The 23,252-nt window shown below is 40.4% G+C and carries 21 protein-coding genes; 14 read left to right on the top strand and 7 right to left on the bottom strand.

Annotation, left to right across the window (positions count from 1 at the left end; translation table 11 throughout):
* Positions 1 to 10 precede the first annotated feature (10 nt).
* The 4 genes from CSV79_RS11505 to CSV79_RS11490 are packed head-to-tail and all read left to right on the top strand — an operon-like array spanning position 11 to position 3,177.
* On the top strand, positions 11 to 331 hold the full coding sequence (locus CSV79_RS11505) for a Rieske (2Fe-2S) protein (RefSeq protein WP_099689201.1): 321 nt from the start codon (positions 11 to 13) through the stop codon (positions 329 to 331).
* A gap of 15 nt (positions 332 to 346) precedes the next feature.
* Entirely contained in the window at positions 347 to 1,591 is a 1,245-nt protein-coding gene (locus tag CSV79_RS11500; RefSeq protein ID WP_158232524.1) for an NAD(P)/FAD-dependent oxidoreductase, read from the top strand.
* A gap of 15 nt (positions 1,592 to 1,606) precedes the next feature.
* Positions 1,607 to 2,743, top strand: coding sequence for an amidohydrolase family protein (locus CSV79_RS11495; protein WP_099689199.1), 1,137 nt, complete (start codon positions 1,607 to 1,609; stop codon positions 2,741 to 2,743).
* A gap of 17 nt (positions 2,744 to 2,760) precedes the next feature.
* Complete coding sequence (locus CSV79_RS11490; protein WP_099689198.1) at positions 2,761 to 3,177, top strand: Rieske (2Fe-2S) protein; 417 nt, start codon at positions 2,761 to 2,763, stop codon at positions 3,175 to 3,177.
* A gap of 44 nt (positions 3,178 to 3,221) precedes the next feature.
* Here the strand turns inward: CSV79_RS11490 and CSV79_RS11485 are convergent, their stop codons facing one another.
* The gene (locus tag CSV79_RS11485) at positions 3,222 to 3,878 is read right to left on the bottom strand and encodes a TetR/AcrR family transcriptional regulator (RefSeq protein WP_099689197.1); all 657 of its coding nucleotides are present in this window, start codon (positions 3,876 to 3,878) and stop codon (positions 3,222 to 3,224) included.
* 390 nt (positions 3,879 to 4,268) lie between these two features.
* Between CSV79_RS11485 and CSV79_RS11480 the strand changes: the two genes are divergently transcribed.
* From CSV79_RS11480 to CSV79_RS11435, 10 genes are all read left to right on the top strand, one after another.
* The gene (locus tag CSV79_RS11480) at positions 4,269 to 5,456 is read left to right on the top strand and encodes a hypothetical protein (RefSeq protein ID WP_099689196.1); all 1,188 of its coding nucleotides are present in this window, start codon (positions 4,269 to 4,271) and stop codon (positions 5,454 to 5,456) included.
* A 15-nt stretch (positions 5,457 to 5,471) separates the two neighbouring features.
* Positions 5,472 to 6,701, top strand: coding sequence for a Zn-dependent hydrolase (locus CSV79_RS11475; protein ID WP_099689195.1), 1,230 nt, complete (start codon positions 5,472 to 5,474; stop codon positions 6,699 to 6,701).
* A gap of 287 nt (positions 6,702 to 6,988) precedes the next feature.
* The gene (locus CSV79_RS11470) at positions 6,989 to 7,645 is read left to right on the top strand and encodes a GntR family transcriptional regulator (protein WP_099689194.1); all 657 of its coding nucleotides are present in this window, start codon (positions 6,989 to 6,991) and stop codon (positions 7,643 to 7,645) included.
* 73 nt (positions 7,646 to 7,718) lie between these two features.
* Positions 7,719 to 8,855, top strand: a complete 1,137-nt coding sequence (locus CSV79_RS11465; protein WP_099689193.1) for a mandelate racemase/muconate lactonizing enzyme family protein — start codon at positions 7,719 to 7,721, stop codon at positions 8,853 to 8,855.
* Positions 8,856 to 9,045: 190 nt separating this feature from the next.
* The gene (locus tag CSV79_RS11460) at positions 9,046 to 10,821 is read left to right on the top strand and encodes a choline/carnitine O-acyltransferase (RefSeq protein WP_099689192.1); all 1,776 of its coding nucleotides are present in this window, start codon (positions 9,046 to 9,048) and stop codon (positions 10,819 to 10,821) included.
* Between the two features lie 21 nt (positions 10,822 to 10,842).
* The gene (locus CSV79_RS11455; protein WP_099689191.1) at positions 10,843 to 12,381 is read left to right on the top strand and encodes a BCCT family transporter; all 1,539 of its coding nucleotides are present in this window, start codon (positions 10,843 to 10,845) and stop codon (positions 12,379 to 12,381) included.
* Between the two features lie 211 nt (positions 12,382 to 12,592).
* On the top strand, positions 12,593 to 13,393 hold the full coding sequence (locus CSV79_RS11450; protein ID WP_099689190.1) for a hypothetical protein: 801 nt from the start codon (positions 12,593 to 12,595) through the stop codon (positions 13,391 to 13,393).
* 243 nt (positions 13,394 to 13,636) lie between these two features.
* Complete coding sequence (locus tag CSV79_RS11445) at positions 13,637 to 15,490, top strand: hypothetical protein (protein ID WP_099689189.1); 1,854 nt, start codon at positions 13,637 to 13,639, stop codon at positions 15,488 to 15,490.
* Positions 15,491 to 15,910: 420 nt separating this feature from the next.
* The gene (locus CSV79_RS11440; protein ID WP_143560567.1) at positions 15,911 to 16,507 is read left to right on the top strand and encodes a hypothetical protein; all 597 of its coding nucleotides are present in this window, start codon (positions 15,911 to 15,913) and stop codon (positions 16,505 to 16,507) included.
* Positions 16,508 to 16,552: 45 nt separating this feature from the next.
* The gene (locus CSV79_RS11435) at positions 16,553 to 17,737 is read left to right on the top strand and encodes a tetratricopeptide repeat protein (RefSeq protein ID WP_099689187.1); all 1,185 of its coding nucleotides are present in this window, start codon (positions 16,553 to 16,555) and stop codon (positions 17,735 to 17,737) included.
* 51 nt (positions 17,738 to 17,788) lie between these two features.
* Here the strand turns inward: CSV79_RS11435 and CSV79_RS11430 are convergent, their stop codons facing one another.
* From CSV79_RS11430 to CSV79_RS11405, 6 genes are all read right to left on the bottom strand, one after another.
* Positions 17,789 to 18,835: a YARHG domain-containing protein gene (locus CSV79_RS11430; protein ID WP_099689186.1), complete on the bottom strand. Its 1,047-nt coding sequence runs from the start codon at positions 18,833 to 18,835 to the stop codon at positions 17,789 to 17,791.
* 404 nt (positions 18,836 to 19,239) lie between these two features.
* The gene (locus CSV79_RS11425) at positions 19,240 to 19,752 is read right to left on the bottom strand and encodes a 1,2-dihydroxy-3-keto-5-methylthiopentene dioxygenase (protein ID WP_099689185.1); all 513 of its coding nucleotides are present in this window, start codon (positions 19,750 to 19,752) and stop codon (positions 19,240 to 19,242) included.
* 22 nt (positions 19,753 to 19,774) lie between these two features.
* The gene (locus CSV79_RS11420) at positions 19,775 to 20,428 is read right to left on the bottom strand and encodes a 2-hydroxy-3-keto-5-methylthiopentenyl-1-phosphate phosphatase (RefSeq protein ID WP_099689184.1); all 654 of its coding nucleotides are present in this window, start codon (positions 20,426 to 20,428) and stop codon (positions 19,775 to 19,777) included.
* 15 nt (positions 20,429 to 20,443) lie between these two features.
* Positions 20,444 to 21,637, bottom strand: a complete 1,194-nt coding sequence (locus CSV79_RS11415; protein WP_099689183.1) for a 2,3-diketo-5-methylthiopentyl-1-phosphate enolase — start codon at positions 21,635 to 21,637, stop codon at positions 20,444 to 20,446.
* A gap of 20 nt (positions 21,638 to 21,657) precedes the next feature.
* The gene (gene mtnK / locus CSV79_RS11410; protein ID WP_158232523.1) at positions 21,658 to 22,848 is read right to left on the bottom strand and encodes an S-methyl-5-thioribose kinase; all 1,191 of its coding nucleotides are present in this window, start codon (positions 22,846 to 22,848) and stop codon (positions 21,658 to 21,660) included.
* Positions 22,849 to 23,154: 306 nt separating this feature from the next.
* Positions 23,155 to 23,252, bottom strand: a 98-nt coding sequence (locus CSV79_RS11405) for an IS3 family transposase (RefSeq protein WP_143560566.1), incomplete at its 5' end; no start/stop codon positions are given.

Raw genomic sequence — 23,252 nt, 5'->3', positions numbered from 1 at the left:
GGTTACTATATTGAATCAGCTAGAAGCGTTTGTTCCTGTAGCTAAGGTTTCTGATTTTGATGATGAAGAATTGATCAGCGTTGAAGTAGATGACGAAGAAATCATGCTTTGTCAGGTTGAAGGTAAGTATTATGCGATTAACAATATTTGCAGTCACGCACATGTGGAATTATCTGACGGTGAACTTGATGGGTGTTTTGTAACATGTCCCCTCCATTTTTCGCAATTTGACGTACGGACAGGGGAACCCCAGGGCCCACCCGCTAAAGATCCGGTTGAAACATATGAAGTGCTAGTCGTTGATGATCTAATCTATATAAAACCTTACTGAATGGAGGCGGAAGAATTGAGTACTTATAATCAAATCGTAATTATCGGGGCGGGCATTGCAGGGGTCAATGCTGCAAAAACATTACTTGATAATGACTATGAAGGAAAAGTGGTTCTTATAGATAGAGACGAAAACCTTCCTTATGACCGGCCGCCACTATCTAAAGAATATTTGGCAGGAACGATGGATAATGATGGTATCTTGTTACACCCTGAGGAATTCTACCGAGACGATCGAATGGAACTGTTACTTGGGAAATCTGTAACTGAATTACGTCCTGATAAGAAAACGGTCATTCTCAACGACGGTGAAGAAATAGGGTGGGATAAGTTGTTGATTACGACAGGCTCTAAATTAAGACGACTGCAGCCGTTGGATGAACAGAATTTTGAAAACGTTTTCTATTTGAAGACGCAAAAGGATGCATCGAGGGTACAGGAGCAATTGTCTTCTATTAATCACTTAGCCATTATTGGAGCAGGCTTTATAGGGTTGGAGGTAGCAGCTTCCATGCTAGCTGCTGGTAAGCAAGTAACTGTATTCGAAGCAGCAAAAACCCCTTTATCGAGAGTGCTAGGTGAAGATATGGGTACGTATATTGCCGAAAAGCACCGTGCGAAAGGCATTGAGATTTTTACAGATGATTATATTACTCAATTTAAAGGCGATTCATCCATACGCGAAGTGGAGACGAAGAATGGTATAAAGTTAGCGTGTGACGGTGTATTGGTAGGAATAGGCGTTTCTACGGATGGCCTATTAGTAGAGGGAATTTTAGATTTTGATGATGGAATTATTGTCAATGAGTTTTGTGAGACATCTGTTGCTGATATTTATGCGGCAGGAGATTGTGCAAGATGGACGTATCCAATCAGTGGGGAAAAGATCAGGATCGAGCATTGGGATCACGCCATGAATCAGGGAGCGACTGCGGCACTAAACATGTTGCAGCCTAATTCACAACCTTTTACAACGATACCGTATTTCTGGTCAAATCAGCATGACCTCGCTATTCAATATGTAGGGCACCCTACTACGTGGGATCAAACCGTTCTAAGAGGTTCTATGGAAGACGATACGTTCACTATGTTTTATTTGCTAGAAAACAAGGTGGTAGGTGCTTTGATTGTGAACCAACCTACGAATGTATTGCCTATACGCCGCCTGATCAGCCAATCTGTAATCGTGAATACAGATCAGCTGGGCGATGAGAAAGTCAAACTTAAACAAATTATTAAACAAGCAGCAGTAATCAACTAAAAAGGGGTGTCGAGGATGGTTATCAATACGGATAATACACAAGTCAATGACGCGGAGACAAATAAAAAGACACAATTAATTGATGTGGATGTTCATTGTTTTTTAGGATCTTTAGATGAGTTAGTACCTTATTCTGATGAATGGCTGCATAAGATGATGAATTTTGGGAAGTTCAGTAATAGCTTTTTGAGTTCCCAGACTGCGGGAGCTTTCGAATTTCCTAAAACACGCTATCACAACCCGAATCATGTACTGCGCTTAGACGCCACTACTCCGTCGGGCGGAATTCCAGGTTCTGACCCTGCGTTTGTGGGAACAGACTTATTTGATAAGTTTGGAACAACGTACGGAATCTTGAATGTAGGTCATGGCACGATGACGCCGTATCATAATGTGGATGTTACGACAGCCTACAGTTCTGCATGCAATGACTGGCTATATGATAAGTGGGTGAACACAGACGATCGATTCAAAATTGATATGGTCGTATCAACGGTAGATGCCGATGCTACGGTTAAAGAGATTGAACGAATTGGTAAGAAACCGGGCGTTGTAGGGATTAACCTGCAAAATATCAATATTCCTTTAGGAAAGCGTCATTTTTGGCCGATTTATGAAATTGCAGAGGCGTACGGTTTGCCGATTGTCCTGCATCCTGACTCTGAAGGTTCAGGTGAATACTCGCCTGCCCAATTTATCGGTCCGGCATCGACTTATATGGAATGGCATTCTTCACTGTCGATTGTACCGATGCGACAAATTAACAGTCTGATCTGTGAAGGTGTATTCGAGCGATTCCCGAAACTAAAAGTCGTTTTTGTAGAATATGGATTCTCTTGGATGCCGCATTTGATGTGGAGATTAGATAAAAACTGGAAAGCATTGAGAGATGAAATCCCTTGGGTGAAAATGCTGCCTAGTGAATATATCAGAAGAAATATCCGTTTGGCGACACAGCCATTTGAAGAACCTTTCCATCCAAAAGATCTAGTGACTTTAGTGGATATGATTGATGCAGAAGATATGCTCATGTTCTCTAGTGACTACCCGCATTGGGATGGGGAACATACGATGGATATCTTTGCTCATTTTCCAGAGGATTTAAAGCAGAAAATCTTCTATAAAAATGCTTTAGAAACGTACAGATTTTAATATAGGGAGGGAATTCAATGATCACCAAACCGAAGAATGAGATTGTCGTATGTAAAGCAGAGGAGTTGCCTAGCGGTAAGCGTAAAATCGTAACGATTAAAAACATGACGATTGTAGTCGTGAATGTAGAGGGGAAACTGCGGGCGTTTAACAATATGTGTCCTCATCAAGGAGCGCCATTGGAGTTTGGCTCTATCTCAGGTATTATGGAGGCCTCTGATCCTCAGCAATACAAGTATGGTTGTCATGACAACTATGTCAAATGTCCACTGCATGGCTGGGCGTTTGATATCGAAACTGGGAAGTCGCTATTTAGTGAGAAAGTGAAGATTAAGACATTTGAAGTGAGGGAAGAAGGTGGATACATTCTCTTGTCCGCAAAAGGAAAGCAGGAGGATGCTGTAATTTCAGATGTAAACCATGTGTGCGGTTAACAATAAAAATCATTCCGGTCTGCAGCTGGAATGATTTTTTTGTATTACTTTGTATAATGGCTCATTATTTCTCGTATGTAGTTCATTGTGATGGCAGTAGCTTGTTCGGGCGTATAGTGTGTCCGGTTATTGAGAAGTGTAGTTAACATGCCTTTCCACATAAGAATGGTGATATCAACAATAGCTTCCAGTGACTCATCAGACAAGTGCTTATTCTGAACAGCATTATGGAGCATTCCTTTACTGCGCTTAGATAAGTCGTTTTCCATTACAAGCATTTTGATTTCTTCAGGCAACTTCAGCAAATCATTGGGATAGATCTTATAGTAACGCTTTAACAACTCGTTTAGTTCTGACCCTAAGTCAGAGATGAAAATCACATTGTAAATTTGGGGATTATTGTATGAATGTTTACAGAAGCATTCCCAGGAGGAGAGGTATTTTTCAAGGGGCTCTTCCTCTCTATCAATATACTTGGATAGATCTGTAATATATTCATCCAAGAAGCGTAAGGAACCGAAGAAGATGAGATGATTCAGTTCTTCAAAATAATTATAGATTGTCGAACTAGTATATCCAGCCAAGTCGGCAATTTTTCTTGCAGTAACATGTTGCACGCCTTCTTTTTCAATCACTTGTTCAGTTGCTTCGATAAAAAACTCTAACATCCGTTTGACTTTTATATCTCGTTTTTTCACCATAGTCTAGTGACTCCTTTGTTTTTTCATTACATATATAAGTGGGTAGTTAAACCGAGAAATGCCTACGTACGGTACAGTGAATTAGTATAGGGAGTAGGTATTATACGTATCGTATATCTTTAGTGTAATAATACAGGTGGAAAATATCAAATCTTATGAGTGACTTTAAAAAGCCGTACACGTACATTGCGGAATTTTGGCCCTATTCTGGTAATCGGCAGATGCAAAAAAAGAGGCGTAAATCAATACGTAATCAAAAAGAAAAATGCATGGTAGCGTACTTTAATAGGTTACTTAGTAAAGATGTTGCATTTTTTTAAAGGTGCCTACTTTTCAATTAACTTGTGTTACTATATACTATTACTTTACATCTAGAGAGGAGTGGATGATATGCCACAAATGCTTGCTTTTGCTATATTAGCGGGGATTTTATTCATCGGAGATTTTATTGCAGTTCGTACAAAAGCATGGATTCCATCAATTTTTGTTTGTGCGGTGTTAATTTTATTTGGGTATTGGACGTTTTTCCCTGAGGATATCGTTGCGATTGCCGGTGTACCGCCAGCAGTTGCTACCTTGTTAATATATTTATTAATAACGAATATGGGAACGATGCTTTCTATTCAGCAGTTGAAACAGCAATGGAAAACGATTTTGATTTCAATTTCCGGAATAGTCGGTATCATTGTGTTTCTATTTACGATTGGTCTATTGCTATTTGATGTGAAAACGGTATTAGTAGCAATCCCACCTTTAGTCGGCGGTATAGTTTCAGCGTTGATCATGTCTGAAGGTGCAGCTGAAGCAGGTCTTGTCACGCTGTCTGTTTTCGCGGTTGTGATTTATGTCATGCAAGGCTTTGCGGGTTATCCGCTGACATCGATTGTCTTGAAAAAAGAAGGAAAGATGCTTCTTCAGAAGTATCGCAGTGGCGAATTGGAATTGAAGGACAGTCCAGTAGAAGGAGCGTCACTTCCGTCTACCGAGCTGAAAATGTTTAACAAGATGCCGGAAAAATATAATACGGAATATTTCAAGTTTTTCCGTTTGGCATTTGTCGGTTTTCTTGCCTACGGTGCTTCTACGCTTCTCGCGCCAATCATTACGATCAGTCCGTATGTTCTTTGTTTACTGTTCGGAATTATTGCGACAAGCGTCGGTTTTCTTGAACGCAACGTACTTCAAAAAGCGAATGGATTTGGCTTCGCTATGCTAGCGTTAATCTTATTTATTTTAGATGGTCTGAAAAAAGCGACACCGGCTATGATGTCGGAGATTTTGTATCCGCTTGTCGGCTGTATTGTAGTAGGCATCATCGGCATGTACATTTTCTCGTTTTTCATTGGAAAGGTGCTAAAGGTAAGCAAAGAGATGGCGTTTGCGGTGTCTCTTACAGCGTTGTACGGTTTTCCAGCGGACTATATTATTACGAATGAAGTCGTAAACGCATTGACAGATGACGAAAAGGAACGGGAGGCATTGCTTAGTCATATGCTGCCCCCAATGCTTGTCGGAGGGTTTATTAGCGTGACGATTGTGTCGGTTATTTTAGCAGGAATTTTCGTCGGCTTCTTATAATAGGAGGAATATAGTATGACAGCGAATAAAGAGCGTATCGAGCAGCATATTGAATTACTCGGACAGTTCACAGCCACACCAGGACAAGGTGTGACGAGACTGACGTATAGTAAAGAAGATTTGCAAGCGCGAAATTATATTAAAGAAAAAATGGCGGCATATGGTCTTCAAGTATCAGAAGACGGTTTTGGAAATATTTTTGGCAAGCTAGAAGGTACGTTGAAAGATGCACCTTCTGTAATCGTCGGATCGCATTTTGATTCGGTGCCGAACGGTGGGGCGTATGACGGGACAGCGGGTGTTGTCATCGGGTTGGAAGTGGCCGCACTGTTTCAGGAACTGCAACTGACGCCTGATTATCCGCTCGAGGTACTTGCGATGGTAGAAGAGGAAGGTTCTCGTTTTGGTGGCGGCTTGATGGGTTCACGGGGCATGATGGGCGTTATGATAGAAGAGGATTTTACTGCAGTAGCGGATAAAGACGGCATTTTAGCTACAGACGCAATGGCAGCCATTGGACTGGATCCTTCCAAAGAGAAAATTCGACGACCGGAGACGATAAAAGCATTTCTTGAACTCCATATCGAGCAAGGTCCGATTTTGGAAGAGAAGGGCATCCGTATTGGTGTCGTAGAAGCGATTGTTGGGCTAGTGCAGCTGGAAGTGACTGTGCAAGGACGCGCAGGTCACGCAGGCACTACACCAATGGATCGCCGCTCGGATGCGCTAGTATCTGCAGCGCAACTGATTGCAGCGTTTCCTCAACTTGCGAAAGAGACAGGCAACGGTACAGTCATTACGACAGGAAGACTACAAGTATTCCCGAACGGCGCGAACGTGATTCCTGACAAAGTCGTTTTTTCAGTGGATATTCGCGCGGGCAAGGAAGAACATATACAACACGCTCTAGATCGAGTAAAAGAGCTTGTAGCTTCTCATAATGGAGTGGATGGTATTCACACCATTGCTGATCAACTTATGTCAATAGAGCCGAAAGAATTAGATCCGGAAATTCGTGGACTGTTTAAGAATATAAGTGAAGAGTTAGCGATTCCTTATTGTACGATGAATAGTGGAGCAGGGCATGACGCGATGGTGCTGTCAGATTTCACCGCATGCGGCATGGTATTTGTTCCTAGTAAGGACGGGCTTAGCCATTGTCCAGAAGAATGGTCCGATGCGGAACATTTGGCGGATGGTGCGACGATTTTATTTGAAGCGGTTAAGCGGTTAGCGGTAGAGTAAGTGTACAATCTTCATAGAAGAAAATACAATGTGGCAGGAAGGACCCTGTCCGCTGTTCGACCCCTTTTTCTCTAACTAGAGGAAAGGGGTTTTTCTTATGGTAAGAGGAAAATTAGGGGGATTTGCATGGTGGTCTAAGGGTAGTATTCGATACTCATTGTTGGAATTGCTTATGACATAATACGTCAAAGTTTTCGGAAAAGTCTTTACAATGAGGATTGCTTATTATACAATAATTAAAACGATTGTCGACAATAGGACAATGTCTGAGAGGTTGATCAATTCATATGACGAATAACTTTTCAAAAAGCTCATTAAAGCATCAAATTGCACAAGAAATTAAAAAGTTAATATTTGAAGGGAAATTAGAACAGGGAGAAAAGATAACTGAACTTCAAGTATCAAAAGACTTAGGGGTTAGCCGAACTTCTGTCAGAGAAGCTATGCTGCTATTGGAGTTGGAAGGTTTGCTAATTTCCGAACCTTATAAAGAAACACGAGTGACTTCTATTTCAAAGGAAGAAGTGATCGAACTTTTAATCCCCATGCGCCTTCAAATTGAAACATTCGCTTTGAAAAAAGGATTTTCAACTTGGGGAGTAGATACAAAAGAACAATTTAAAACTATTCTTGAAAATATGAAGAAAGCTATACAATATCAAGATTTATCGACATTTATCGAGTTGGATATACAACTGCATGAATTAATCGTCAGATCTTCCGATTTGGAAAATGTAATCCAAATTTGGGAAAGTATCGTTCATAGAATTCGGCTTCATTTCCTCTATCAAAACAGCAAGTCGGGCATATTAGAAAAATGGTTTACGGAACACGAGGAATTGGTTGATGTTTTTGTGAATGGAAACTCCACTGAAGAAGCTATTGCTGTATTAAGAAAACATATTGTAGATACGAATATTCCAGATGTCTATTTGTTAGATTGACAGGTTATTCCTTGAAAGGGGGGATGCAAAAAACTAGTAGTATTTTTTTAAAAAAAGGAGAGAAGAAAAAGGTATGAAACTGAAAATTGATAAAGTCGAAGTGTTTGTTGTAGCTGGACCTGATGCGAAATATAAAACATCATCCCATTATTCCGACTTAACAATCAGCAATACAATTGTCAAAATACACACTTCAGATGGCTATGAAGGATTTGGTGGGGCCATTTCTTGGACGGAAGAAGGCGTAGATAAGAGTCTTGCGGAATCTATTCGTCATTTAGTCCCATTCCTAATCGGGAAATCAGCTCTTCAGAGAGAAGAACTTTTTGCTTTACTCGCTAGTCGATGTGTCCAAATGACACCACAAGCACAGTCGCCGATTGATATCGCTTTATGGGATTTGGTTGCAAAATATGTAAAACTGCCATTGTATCAACTACTTGGTGGCGCGAGAAATAAAATTCTGTCCTATGCAAGTACTCCGTTTCTGTCAAGTATTGAAGAGTATATTCAACATGTTCAAGAATTACAAGAGCAGGGATATAAAGTTATTAAATTTCATACGTGGTGCACATTTCAAGAGGATATGGCTTTAGTAGAAGCTATTCATAAAAGATTTAAAGATTCCGATCTTAAATTTATGATAGATATCGAATCCGCTTATACGAGGGATGAGGCATTACGAGCTGCCAAAATAGTCGAAGCGTATGATTATCTTTGGTTGGAAGCACCGCTACCGGATACAGATTTGGCAGGCTATAAAGAGTTACGATCCCGGGTTTCGATTCCGATCTTACCAGCGGGTAATACATTGCTTCATTTAAATCAAATTGAACAAGGCATTCAAGAGGGCTGTTGGTCAAGCGCACGTGTAGATACTACGCTTGCAGGCGGGATAACGCAAACGAAAAAGATCATGGGAATTGCTGAAGCAAATTCGATGACGGTGGAACTTCAGTCTTGGGGCTATACTCTATCGCAAGCTGCCAATTTACATTTGATGTTAGCCTGTAACAATAGTCTGTACTTTGAGCAAGCAGTTCCAGTAGAACCATTGGAGTTTGGAGCGCTAACAACGATTAGAACTGATCAGGACGGCTATGTTCACGCACCGGAAGGTAATGGACTAGGTATTGAAATGGATTGGGAATTAATTGAAAAGACTGCGGTATTAAAACTTTCATACGATGAAACAGGTTGGACGGAATAAAAACAGAATCTTCTTTAACTATATGCGGCGGCAACCAATCATATATAAAGAGATTCTGTCCAATCTCAGTATAGCAAATCTACATGAATACTACACTGATTACCTTTTGTATAACAACTTGTATAACATCATGCACTGTCATGAATATTAATTCTTACTTATTACTATTCAATAGGAGAGAGCCAAAATTATGTCCAAATTAATTAATTATACTATCCCTATTATTAATAATAGCCAGTTGCCAACGTATCCAATACCTTCGTTAGAAGATACATTGAATCGGTTTCTAGAATGGGTGGAGCCACTGGTTTCCGCAGTAGAATTAGATGAAGCAAAAATAGCTGTTGATGAATTTATAACGACTAAAGACTTCCGTAAATTGGATAAGAAAATTCAGGAACTTGGCAGTACAGAAAATGATAGTTGGATTTATAATTACTGGGTAAAAATGCATCTCTTAATTAGAGAACCACTTTCCCCCCATACAAATGTGCCTATTATCTATCATAATGATAAGCTAGCGACACTTTCAGTAACCGAAAGAATGGCTGTTCTAATTCACTCTACAGCAACAATCTACAATGAGTTTACGAATAAGGGTACGGGAGAGTATTGGATGAATAATAAGCGTTATTCATCAGATCAATTCCATGGTTTATTGGCCGCAATCAATGATATCAAAGTAGGCATAGATCAGTATTATATCAACTCCAGTAAGTCCGAACATATCGTCTTTTCCTATCGTAACCATTTCTATCATATGCGTGTCATTGAAAATGGACAGGTCGTTTCATATGGCCAAATCCTTCAAAGTATCGATGAAATCCTATCGTGTACACCCGAGCCACTTATACCGAATGTAAACTATGTAACGATAGGGGTAGACAGGGATCAAGCCGCGAATGTTCTTTCAACGATTTTGCTAAATGAAGAAAATCAACAATCTTATCAAAAAATTAAAGATGCCATTATGGTGATGAATTACGATGATGCAGTTAGTGATACTGCACTTGAACAACTTCATCAGGCTTGTTACAACCGTGAACATGTCAATCGTTGGCATGGAAAGGGCTTACAATTTTCTTGCTCGAAAAACGGGCAATTTTCATTTGTAATAGATCATGCTTTTGTAGATGGTGGGACAGAAATCTATTTTATTGAGCTACTGAAACAGACGATTGACGAAGCAACTATTTCCTTTGGTCACTCCAATCAAGCACCTAGGATTGAGCGTTTACTTTTTGATATTTCAAATGAGGAGAAACAGTCACTTTTACATTTCAAAGAAGAATTTGATCAATGTATGGATAGTTTTGAAGCGCGGTATGTTGATTTCAATCAACTTTCCAGATCTATTTTGAAAGAGAAGGGCATTCTTTCTGGGGACGGATTCTTTCATCTCGCATTACAAGTAGCTCAATATGTAACGTACCAACAAATACACAACACGTACATTTCAGTGGATGTCCGCAAATACTTTAGAGGGCGAACTGAATCTAACCGACCTGTTTCAAAAGAAAGTGTTCATTTTGCCCATGAGTTTGTAAAAAAGGTGAAGTCAAAGAAAGAGTTACAAGATTTGATGAAGAAGGCATTAGATGAGCACCATAGACGGGTGAAACTATGCCAGTCAGGAGAAGGAGTAAACCGATATCTTTATGTGCTCGAATCTGTTTATAAAGATTTTGGAGAGTCAATGGGAATTGCTGAACAACCAAGTTTATTTGATACAACTGCCTTTAAAGAAATAGCGAATAACCGATTATCTACAACGTCTTTCGGACATCCAGATATTAAATATATCTATTTTCCACCCGTTGTAAGCAATGGATTTGGTATTTATTATATGGTAGCTGAGCAATCATTTATGATTATGACGGCTTTTACTGATGAAATTGAGACAATGGATCAACTAATCACCAATTTACAAAATGTAATAACTGAATTGCTTGCGTTACAAGAGTAGTGACAAAGGGGGGGACATACTATGTCGAACAAAGAATTTGAGGGTAAAATTACATTAGATAAAGTTGTACTTTTTGGTGCTTTTATCGGTTTACTAGCTTTGTCATTACCGATTATCATTTTCCCTACTAAAAGCGCAGAGATTATCAACTCCATCAACGAATTTATTATTACAAATTTAGGATCGTTTTATATTTGGTTTGGGTTATTTTGTTTTGGTTTTTGTATCTGGGTTTCTTTCAGTAAGTACGGCAAAGTCCTATTAGGGGATCGGGGAGAAAAACCGGAGTTTGGTAAATTCTCTTGGGCGGGTATGCTTTTTTCTGCCGGAGTAGGTGCAGGAGTTGTCTATTGGGGAGTAATCGAATGGGTCTATTATTATCAGGCTCCTCCCCTAGGTGTAGAAGAAGGATCATGGCAAGCTGCTGAAATGGCGGCCGCTTATGGTATGTTCCACTGGGGCCCAATGGCTTGGGCAATTTATTCTGTAGTAAGTTGTGCAATCGGTTACATTTTATTCGTGAAAAAAGGGAACGTGCTTAAATTGAGCGAGGCATGTCGTGGTGTGCTCGGATCAAAGACCGATGGAATTCTAGGTAAAATAATCGACATAGCATTTATCTTTGGACTTGTGGGCGGTGTAGCCACGAGCTTAGGGCTAGGTTCTCCATTGGTAACTGCTGGCTTGTCACGAGTTTTCGGTCTGGAAATTACTCCAGCACTTGAAGTGACAGTCTTACTTTTAGTAACAGCACTCTTTGGTATAAGTGCCTATTCAGGCTTGAAGAAAGGTATCAAGGTGCTGAGTGAACTTAATATCATTTTAGCCATAGTCGTCATCGTATTTGTTTTCTTAGTAGGAAATACGCTCTTTATTTTTGAAATGGGAACGACTGCGTTGGGCGTTGTAGTCACGAATTTCTTTAGAATGAGTACATGGCTCGATCCAGCAGGACAATCTAAATTTCCGCAGTCTTGGACCGTGTTTTACTGGGCGTGGTGGGCGGCTTATGCACCATTCCTAGGCATGTTTATTGCACGTATTTCAAAAGGACGAACAATCAGGCAAATGGTTATAGGGGCTTTATTCTATGGCTCTGCTGGTTGTGCAGTATTTTTTACCGTTTTAGGTAACTATGGATTAGATCTTCAACTCAGTGGGAAAATGGATGTTGTAGCAACGTTAGAGGAGGTCGGTGGACCACAAACTATAATTGCTATTTTAGCGAATCTACCGATGGCTGAGGTGATTATATTAGCGCTTGTTGTCCTCTGTGTGGTCTTTATGGCAACCTCATATGACTCGGCGTCCTATATACTTGCAGCAAACTCGCAAACTAGATTGGATAAGAATAACGAACCCATCAGATGGCTTCGACTAGTTTGGGCTTTTGGATTAGCACTTATTCCAATTGGTTTTATTTTACTAGGAAGTCCTCTTCAAACATTACAAACCGCATCACTCGTTTTCGCAATACCTGTCTGTTTTATTATTATAATCACTGCTTTTTCTTTTGTGAGAATGGTAGATGCCGATACTAAATTACAAGAGAAAAAATAACTCGAAGTATTATAAAATAAGAAAAGGTATTTGTACACGACGCGAGTCTGAGTACAACATGATAAGTCTTTCATTCCAAAATATGGAGTGAAGGGCTTTTAATTTTATAGATTATATAAAACATTCGCCTAAAATAAATATACTTATTTAAAAACACCTGTCCACTTTTCGACCCCAGCTCTCTATATAGAGGGAAAAAGGGGTTTTTCTTATGACATATTATCTATCCACTTACGCGAAGTTTGCAAACAAAGAACAATTAGATGCGGCTGCACGCAAGCATTCGGACATTCACTATAATGCGATGAATAAAACGGATCGTGCGGTGCTGGAGATGATTCGTTGCTATTCCGTAAAGTATTTAGCAGCACATTTGAAGCATGAGACGATGGAGAAGAAGCTTGGCTTATCGAATTCGACGATCCGACGTGCGTTGCGTAAATTAGCGAAGTTAAAAATTATCGAGCGAATTCATTTTGTGCGACCTGTCTTAAATGGATTGGGTGCGAACATTTATGTCATTTTGCCTGTGCATGACCAGGGGGAAATGGACAGCCCGAAGAAGGAGAATGAGCCTTGTCGTGACGCGGTTTCTGAAGTAGTTTCTCAGAAGGAAGCTTCTTTCTTTAAATCTACAAACACTAAGCAAGGACCAAAGACGTCTCATCTTGCAGATGAAAAGTTATCCACAACGTTATTTTCTAAGATGAAAAATCTACTTGCGTTAACGGGAGATACTTCAAAAGCAAGGGATCTATTTGCGATTCATCGTTCATTGTCTGGTCGGATGTTACGTTTTGATATTCATCAAGGGAAAGAAGAGTTATTTGAGGAATTGGCGTATCGTGCAGCAAGAATTAGTGTGATGGCTACGAAGACGAAGAACATTCGGAATGTGGCGGGCTATTTTAGTGGTGTGTTGAGACAATTGATCACAGATACGTTGTTTGAGGATATTCATGAGGAGTATTCGGTTTCTGTAGATGAGCTGTATTATCCCGGATTGATATGAAATGTAAGGAATAGAGTATGGCATGTACTTCATCGCATGGGCTATACTATTTACTGGGGAAATAAGCATTGTGAACTACTACTGATGGCACGCCGTATGCGATGAAAGTCGCTTGTACGGTGTAGACCTAAATCGAAAATTGAGTGATCAATATAAGATAGGGATAGCGATCAACTACGAAACGTAACAGGAATAGTTGAGAAGTATGATAAGACAAGTGTGACAATAGACGGGACGACATATATGGTTGATCCATCTATGGCAAGTATTTTTTCAGAAGAAAATAAAACGGCATTACAAGGGGCAATTATTGAATTTAAAGTGGAGGGTAATAAAGCTACCAAGCTAACTGCGCTGACTTTGAATCATACAGCGGGATCTGAGGATCAACCCATTATCTTTGATGGGAAAAATGCAGAGATCGATGGAAGTATGGTGTTAGCTGGAGGTCACTATACCGTTAAAAACGTACATATAAAAGGTGATTTCATAATTACGTCTCAAGTGAAAAATAATTTTACGGCGCACCATATGATTATTACCGGAACTACTTATGTGAAGGAAGAAAGTAATACTGCACTTACTCGTTCTAGTCATACTGAAGATGAAAATCTTAAGCCGCGATTCACGGTGATGTTTAACGATTCAACAATAGCAGTTATTGTAATTGCACGAAAAGATACTAATTTTACGACTATAGGCGGTACGACGATGACAGAATTGATTTTACAAGAAAATGCTTTTGTTTCTACAGATGAAAATGTGGTTTTGCCTAAAGTTCGTATTGGCAAAGGTGCGACACGTGTAGAATTGAACGCTACTATCAAAGATGTCATCATAGATTCAACTAACGAAGTGACGATAGTAGGACATGGGAATTTTGAAAATGTCATGACAAATACGAAGAATGAAATTATATTGGAGATGTCAGGGAGAGTTAAAAACCTGGATGCGCGGAATGGAAAACTTACTGTGTGGATCGGGCATCATTTGTTAGTAGGTAAAGTACTTGTTGCTACGGATATGGATGTTAAAGATATCGTATCAAATTATAAAAATAGTCAAGCGCAAATTGGTGGCGTCACAGATAAAGTGGACTATTTTGAAGCTAGTCTTTTGCGTGTGATGGATCGATTTGGTTATGTGAAGCTCAACCTGAAAAATCAAGGTTCTCACCGTGTGATGTATGAACTCGTTAAAAAACGTACGAAAAATCTTACAGACACAGGTGAAAAGGTACCGACAAATGCTGTTGTGTATACTGCTGAAGAGGAGTTCATCGCTTGGGATGGCTATGAGGTGCATGTATATCAGGTGGATGAGAGCAGCAAAATAGTTGATGCCATTTCTCTCGATATTTTCTTTCAACAACCAATTAGATGGAGAGTGACGGACGACGGATATTTGCAAATCAAAACAACTTTCCATGTAGGTGAAAAGAGTATTGCAGACGAAATACAATTCATTTATTTATATAGTGATAAAAAAGTAGAAAAGTTTACAGACTTCTCAAATATTAAATGGGAAATGGAAGACGGTTTGAAAACGTTGAATCTAAAACTGAGTCAGCCCAACAACCCAAAAGAAAACTTACTACTATTCTTTTCATCCGACTATTCAACAATGGAAGGTTGGAGCGGGACTGGGGATCGATGGGGTACGCCTATTTTCATGTTGCATGATGCAGCCGCAGACAACAATCTACATTTTACTTGGCATTTTGTAAGTATGATTAAATGGTTTAATCATCAAGCGAAAACGGACACGGTTAGCATGGAGACTTATAAAACGGAATTGATTACTAATAAAGAAGAATTGCAGTCGTTTGAGAGTATTTCAGCGATGATCGACACGGTGAACGATAGACTACAATCTACACTCGATTCCTATCAACATGTCCGTAACCTCGTGAGCAAGTTGCTCGTTGCAGATTACGATAAGTACAAAGAAAAGGATCGTTTGCGTGCAGGCGTAACACAGGAAGATATAAGTGATGCGTTAGCTAATTGTGAAGCATTAGAAGATCATGAACTTCTGGACAAGAAGCATTTAATGATGCAGATTATGTACGCTCAAGAATTATTTGATTCCATGTAATCCATGCGTATCGAAATATAGTCAATAAGAACAATGGTTTGTTGCCGAAAGGTGGATTTCGTCCGAATGCAACTTCTGAAAATATTGCAGACCTTACTTCAAAACAACTGGAAATCGGTTATGCCTTTCGGTTAAACGCAACACCATTTGATACACAGATCGTTTATAGATAGCGTACCTGATAGAAAATAGTAGAGAACAGTCTTCTGATCGTGAATAACGATTGGAGGGCTTTTTTCTTGAAGCTCCTTCGCTCTACTAATAATTTTCCTAGCTATGTTGTCTTCTACCTTAATTAATGCTATCTTATCAGTATAATAAACCGAATAATTGGAAAATTATCGAAACGTGTCGAACGTGGATAGGCTACGGACGCATGACAAAATAGAGCGAAAAACGCTTCATGAAACGAGGGATTTGATGAGTAACGTAGAGAGTCCGAATAGTAATAAACCAAGAGGGTTGCATAGACTTCTGGATAGAGAATTAATGAAGTTGGAAACCATTTCATTGGAAGAATTCACGAGTGATGTTGTTGAAACATCTGAAGTACAGGAACTTACACAAACAGAGTTGGTTGCTCATACGCGTATTGAGACGCTTGAAGAGCTACTTGAATCCGATTTGATAGCAACCTCAGTAAAAGAAGAAATCACGCGGTTGAAAATGGATGGTGCAGTAGGACAAGTAGATATGGCCAAACGAGCGGTTGAGATGTTTAATTTAGTGGATCAGTTACGTATGACGCTTGAGGAAAGTGACGCCGAAACGCTTCGACAAGTACAATCGGTCGTTTCTCATGCGCTAGCACTGTTGCGCGAGATGGGGATTCATGAAGTGGATGTCTACGGCCAATATGTGGACGAGGAGTTTATGGAGTTGTTGGGGACGATTCCTATTGAAGAGGCTGCGGAAGGTTTACAGACGTACCAAGTGGGGTTCGTGTACCGAAGAGCATTTTCGTTTGAAGGAACGGGGAAAGTTATTCAAGATGCTTTAGTAAAGACGGTTTCGTAAGGGGGATTTTATGGCGATGCATAGAGATGAAGAGGTGGTTGCATCATGAACTCGACTATTCAAATAGAGGAGCTCGTCAAGCAGACCCAACGACACATTAGACAGAAACAATATTTGAAAGCGCTTGCCACTTTAGATTCCCTTGAGGCCGTCAGTGGCAACCGGCAGCAGATACTTTGGCAGAAGGCATTGCTTGAAACTAAAGTCGGTCGTTTACATATCGCGCGTCACTATCTAGAGGAGATTCAAGGCGATTTGCGAGCGCAAGCGGAGTTGTTAGAGAAAGAGATTGAAAGGAACTGGTCTTCGTATACGTTTTTGATTGGCGAATATAATGCAGCGTATGCTGAAATTCGTAAAGGGGATTCTGAAAACGCGCTTTACATCTTGAATGACGCGTTACATAGGGTCGCAGATTTACCTATATCACTTGAAGTATATCGAATGAACACGCTATTACTTGCGCACCACCGCCCAGATTTATTGGCACGCTTTATATTGGACTTACCGATCCATGCGATGGAGGATCGTGTGATTAAGCGTGTGCATTCGGCAAAAACATCGCCAAGCCTAATTGAGGAGCAAGAGTTATCGGTAAAACAGCGCAAGCCGAATATGCGAATTGTGGCTATGTGTGCTGCGATTATTAGTACGCTCGGCTTGTCAGGGTATTTGTTGTTAAGTGACAAAGAGGCAGTGGATTCATCACCTGATCCGCCGGCTGAAGTGGCAAGCGTGGTTATTGCAGAACCCGAGGACACTAAATTAGCTACTGTTGAACAAGCGCGACCGCAAGAATTAGCTGATGATGAGAAAACATTGTTTGTCTCGTCTGAAGTTGCTGAAGGGCATTATGAAGATGGATTGAAAGACTATCGTAATGGGAATTATTCAAGGGCGATTAAATCTTTTGAACAAGCAGTACGTTCATTAGAAAGTGAGTATTTTTCAGACGATGCTGCCTATTTTCTGACTGCAAGCTATATGAAGGAAGATGCTTACGAGCAAGCACTTCGTACAGTAGAACAGTTTCAGACAGAAGAGAGCGACGATTACATGGAATCTCCGTATCGTGAAGCAATTCGTTTGCAGGAAAGCAGTGCGTTGTTAAAGCTAAATAGGCGCGTGGAAGCTATTGCTATTTTAGAGGAACTTTCTAAGAAAACGGAAATTGACTGGGTGAATCATGAGGCGGCTTCGAAGCTCAAGCTGCTGAAGGATGTGGAGTAATAGAAGAGAGACGTCGCAAGAGCAGGTGTACTTTCTGCGACGTCTCTTTGTTTATTCTTTTGATTGAATGAGATCCACATTGTACTTTTCCCATTCAGTCAACGAGCCATTATAAGATTCGTTCGGTGAATACCACGTTTGTGAACCAAAATAGGATTGTAATTCTTTTGATTTGAACACATAGCCGTAGCGTGCGTAGATTTCGTTACGTGCAAGTCGCAAGTCGCTTTTTGACAGGCCTTTTAGATCGGAGGCTTTCAAATACATATCCGCGCTTTTAGGGAGAATGAAGTAATCATTATAGATAGTAGTTGTAGGATCTTTCTCTATTTCCTTTTCAGCAACGACTTTATTTATCACAGCAGTTTCTTGTATGTGAAGATTTTTGGTCGTTTGCGCAATTTCATTAATAGAAGCAAAAGTAAGATTGATTGTTTGGTCGGTACCAAATACATTGGCTTGTATTTCTTCTGAAACAGTCTCCTCATGAATCATTGTCGTCATTTTGATTGAATAGATTCCTGCTAAAAATGGTCCGAACTCGGCAACTTCGCCTTCATTTTTAATATACCCAATTTCAGAATTAGCAGTAGAGAGAACGGTCTCATTTCCTGGCGACTCGACTTCGACTATATAGCCTGTTGGGTTAATAGTGTAGCGAGGAAACAAGCCGAGTCGTTTTCCAAAGGCCCTCATCGTGAACATGCCATCACTCTGTTCCTTTAAGGAATTTTCGATCGTCTGAACAAGTGAGGGATTTTTCTCGATAAGAGTTAGAAGTGCTTGTAAGCTGTCTTTATCTATTGTGATGCGGCTATCTTTCGGCACAATCAGCTCATGTAATGTAGAAGTATCTTGTTCAATGAGTGCCGTAACGAATTGTTCAGCCACCGCCTCTTTACCATATTCACTTTGCATAACAATATATCCAAATGCCGCCACAACTAACACGATTGCTAATACAATTTGATAAAGTGGCGTTTTTTGAATGAATGATTTTTTCGTATGTGCACGGCGTAACGATAGTGATGTTCCGCAATTCGTACAAAGCTCTTGTTTCTCAGAATTCATTTCCTGACATGAAAGACATTTTCTCATAATTAATCTCCAATTTTGTAGTGTTTCATCAATACGTTATTTTTAGTTCATTCTACTGTGAGATTATACTATGTATGGCGGGAATATTCTATAAAGAGGAATGAAGATGGGGTAGTGTTTGTGTATATTGTGTGGAGATTTGATGGGAGAGTTGTTGCGCTTATGGGGATAGGTGTTCCCGCGCTCATAGGGAGAGTCCCCGCGCTCATAGAAAGTGTTCTCGCGCTCATAGAGTGAGTCTTCGCGCTCATAGAGAGTGTCTTCGCGCTCATAGAGTGTGTCCCCGCGCTCATAGAGTGTGTCCCCGCGCTCATAGAAAGAGCCTCCAAAACAAGCTATATCAAATAAATTAAAAAAACGCCTTAAAAGTTAATAAATTAACTTTCAAGACGTCTGTTCCTCAATCAATAAACAGCGACCCATCCTTCAGGTGTCACGAAAATTCGTACAGCTACTACTTGGCGATCGGCTGCCAAAGTGAAGTAATGGCGCACATTTTCTGGCACGGAAATTAAATCACCTGGATCTAAATGTACTTCAAAAAAGCGCTCGTCTTTTCCTTGAATGACAAAGTCCCCGTGTCCACTGACGATAAAACGAACTTCATCGTCTGTATGATGATGTTCACGCTCGAAGTTCTTCAACATTTCTTCGATGTTTGGTGTATCACTCGACAATGAAATGACGTCTGCTGCCTGATAGCCACGACGTTCGGAAATCGCATCAATCTCTTTTTTGAAAGATTGAAGAATTTCTTCTTTTTCAGAATCCGTTAAATCAAACTTCTCTTGTAGATGTGCTGGTAATTGATCGATTGCCCAATGTTCGTAAATGACTTCTTGTTGTGTAAGGAAATCAGCTACTTGCTCTTGTCCTTCAATCACTTCGTTTGTTCCTTGAATTGTAATTGTAGCCATCTAGTTGTTCGCTCCTATCTAATTATAATTGTGTTTTTACAATGTTAATGCAATCGGTAAATGTCTCAAAACGTTTGTAGGGGATGTCTAGTTTCTCGCAAGTTTCAGCTAAGAAGTCTCTTGCAATGACGACATCCGCGAGTTTAGCTGCTTCAAAGTCTGTCACGGAATCCCCAATGACGATGCGTGTCTGCTGTTCGTCTGAAAGTTTACGCATAATAGATGGTTTACAGCAACCGCAACCTTGGTTTGTACACGATTCATCACACGCATGCGGATAATGAATCGTGATACGTTCTTCGTCAAAAGTAGCCTCGTTACAATAAATATGATCGAATGGACCATATGGATCTAATACTGGATGAACGAAGAAATCGATACCGCCACTAACAATATAAAGTGGAATGTTCTGCTCTCTTGTAAATTGCACGAAGTCACTAAATCCTTCACGAATTTCGGCATCTTGCAATACGAATGAGATGATTTCTTCTTTCAAATTACTTGGTACTAATGAAAACAGTTGACGTACGCCTTGTTGAATGGAGATTTTTTGACTTAAAATATCGTCTTTAAGCTCCTCCCAACCAGGCAATGCGAATTGGTTCATAATGCTAATAATATTATCTTTTTTCGTAATTGTGCCATCAAAATCACAAAATACAACTACATTACTCATTGTCAGGCCTCCATCTTACTTTGCTTGAACGACGCCCCATTGGTCTAATGCATGTTGCAAAGGAAGGGATGTTTTTGCTGCTTCAGGCAAAGAAATTTTATTGACACTTGCTTCGATTGCGGCACGGAAAGCTTGTGCGCCAGGTGTTGGACCGTCCGGATGTCCGAAAATCCCGCCGCCTGCATTGATGACTAAGTTATCGCCGAAGTCTTCAAGCAACTGTGGTACCATACCCGGATGAATACCTGCAGAAGGTACTGCGAAAGTTTGTTCAAAGCCATTGTTTTCTACTAACTTTTCATTAATACCTAGCGCATCTTCCCTTGAAATTGCCACATTGCCATAAGGGCTTGGGAATAATGAAAGGTCACCACCGACGAGTCGCGTTAATTTGCCAACGAGTAGGGGATAGGAGAACCCACCGCCTGCTTGACCTGCTAGTACACCTGATAAGGCAGAGTGCGCTAGAATCGGTAAGCCGATGTTGTTATTTTCGCGTAGGGATTGAAGTGTATCTAGTCCGTAAGCGTGCACGTTGAATAATAACGCACTCGCGCCTAATTCTGATGCGCGCTCTGCTTTCTCATGCAACTCATGTGATCTGCCGGATAAGTTTACCGCGTACAGTGCACGTGCGCCTGTCTGTTCATAGTGATTATTGATGATATCTTTTGCTGTCGTTACGCGTTTATAAAAAGGAGTTAATTCATTTTCAAAAAGAATTTCATCGTCTTTAATTAAATCGATCCCGCCAGCAAGTAAATCTTGTAGTTGAGCGGAGAAGAAGGACAGGTCACGTCCCATAACTCCTTTGAAAATTGCTTTTAATAGCGGGCGATCATAAACACCTAATTGTTCGCGTATTCCTTTGACACCAAAACGCGGTCCAGGGAATTGTGCGAGCAATTGATCGTCAAACTGTAGATCGATCAGTTCATAGCCTTCGAAAAACGATAATTTACCGTAAACCGTTGTGAATATTGCAGGTAGATCAGCAGAGACGTTTGCAGACGGGTAAAAAATCGTCACCGTGTCCTTCTTTTCCCCTTTAACAACGGATACTACTTCACCTTTATGATGCTTTAATTGCTCCTGCTCCAAATGGGGAATGTCGGTCCATGAACCAATCGTCAACCCAAGCGCATGTTGCTCTGCAATTTTTTCTTGATCAGGATGTGTGGGAAATAAATATGTCGCTGTAATGCCCATTAAACTGCCTCCTCTAGTGTTTATTTAGTTGCTTGGAACCAGTGACTCAGTTGTTCCAATGATTGAATATTTTTGCGTTCCATAATTAAATACTTACCAAGTTCCAAGACGTTCTTTCTAGCCGCCATGCGCAAGCCTTCATCTTGTTCGATATTCATATCAGGAATTTGCGCGATACTGATGGCGCGTCTCACTAATTCACAACCCGTATAGCCGATAAGATCAGCGAAGATTTCTTCCATAATAATGGTATGGAAGCCGTCCACTTTCGTGTAGCGTTCATTCGATTTGGTCTGCCAAAGGTGCGCGAACGTTTCCGCAAATGCATACCAAGTTTCTTTCGCTTGCTCAAAACGTTTTTCCTTGTATGCTGGGAAGGCTAGCCCATTTAGGAATAGGTTTGCAATGAACTGTCCGAGATCGAAACCGAATGGGCCGAATAATGCAAATTCCGTATCGAAAATGACCGTACGATCCTCTCCAACGAAAATGGCACCACTATGTAAATCTCCATGAATGAGAGCGTCCGATTTCGTCATGAATGTATGTTTCAGCTGCGCTACTTCAAGCAATAAACGCTGATCTTGGCTCAGGAATTTCACCTCACTGCGCATACCTTCTTCAAATACATTCGTTTCATGATTGCTATACGGCCAATCAAACACTAATTCCTCCGTTAACTGTCTCATGTCAGGATTCGCGAGCGACGCCTGCAATTTCTTTTTCACTGGCGATTCCAAATAAAAGTCCGACGTGTAAAATAGTGTCTTGGCACTCATTTCACCGACGTCTGCCGCAAAACTAGCCGATTCACTGCCGTTAATAAGTGCTGTGCGACCGACTTCAAGTGGCAACATATCCTCCATAACGACCACAGCCATTACTTCGTCTAAATGTATAACTTCAGGAACGCACCCTGGAATAATTTTTGCATACTGCTCCATCACTTGCGCTTCAATCCGCACACGATCTAGTGGAAGGGGCATCGATTCACCGACGACTCTTGCGTAGGGAACTGCTTGTTTAAAAATTACGGTTTTCTCACCACTTCGTAAGCGATAGACGTGATTTATCTTGCCGTCGCTTACTTCGATGACTTCAATTTCCTCCGACTCAAGAAAGAGGTCTAAGTTTTTTACATATTGTATGATATCTTCAGTCTCTAAAAAACGATATGCATTGTATAGTTGTTCATTTGCGAATACGCCCATCCACACGTCCTCCTCTAGTATAAAAAAGACCAATCCACTGAGGGACGGGTCTTTTACAAACAATTGTCTATCTAGCGCTAAGCTGAATCCAGTCACCATGCTGAGTTCTCTAGTTGTTTATGAAAAGAATGCAGAAAATCCCTATCAAACATGTAGAAATTATCACATGCAACTGCGGAGTTGTCAATCAATTTAAAGTATTTGACAAAATTCGGTGCAGTTTAAAGGGTAGGATAGTGCAGGGGGATTTGCGCTCTGGGTGGACGCGTTTGAAGTGACCCCTTAAAGTTAGACACGATTATTTCATCAGGCAACTTGCTCAAAATGAGTTCGGTATTGGACCGGACTCATTTTTAATTTTGCCTTTATCCGTTTCGTATTATAGTAATGGATATATTTTTCTA

It is taken from the genome of Sporosarcina sp. P13, assembly GCF_002743055.1.
Taxonomy (GTDB): domain Bacteria; phylum Bacillota; class Bacilli; order Bacillales_A; family Planococcaceae; genus Sporosarcina.
This window is presented reverse-complemented; position numbering and strand designations above follow the sequence as displayed.